Source organism: Pseudomonas sp. SCPG-7 (assembly GCF_002156405.1).
GTDB classification, from domain to species: domain Bacteria; phylum Pseudomonadota; class Gammaproteobacteria; order Pseudomonadales; family Pseudomonadaceae; genus Aquipseudomonas; species Aquipseudomonas parakoreensis.
In genome coordinates this window covers 1-392 of record NZ_MVOO01000048.1, presented here as the reverse complement: position 1 = coordinate 392, position 392 = coordinate 1, and the positions used below count along the sequence as shown (strand labels likewise).

The following is a 392-nucleotide window of genomic DNA, read 5'->3' as shown; positions in this document are numbered from 1 at the left end:
AGCAGCTCAGCGTCGTCTACCAGGTCAGCCTTGTTCAGGAAAACCACGATGTACGGAACGCCTACCTGACGGGACAGCAGGATGTGCTCACGGGTTTGTGGCATCGGACCATCAGCGGCCGAGCAAACCAGGATCGCGCCGTCCATCTGGGCAGCACCGGTGATCATGTTCTTCACGTAGTCAGCGTGACCTGGGCAGTCAACGTGAGCGTAGTGACGAATAGTCGAGTTGTACTCAACGTGAGCGGTGTTGATGGTGATACCGCGAGCTTTTTCTTCTGGAGCGCTGTCGATCTTGTCGAATTCAACTACGGCCGAACCGAAAACTTCGGAGCAGACGCGAGTCAGAGCAGCGGTCAGAGTGGTTTTACCGTGGTCAACGTGACCAATGGT

General features: G+C 55.9%; 1 protein-coding gene. It reads right to left on the bottom strand.

Going from position 1 to position 392, the window contains the following annotated elements:
• On the bottom strand, window positions 1-392 hold a 392-nt coding region (locus tag B1722_RS28485; protein ID WP_140396059.1), incomplete at both ends, for a GTP-binding protein.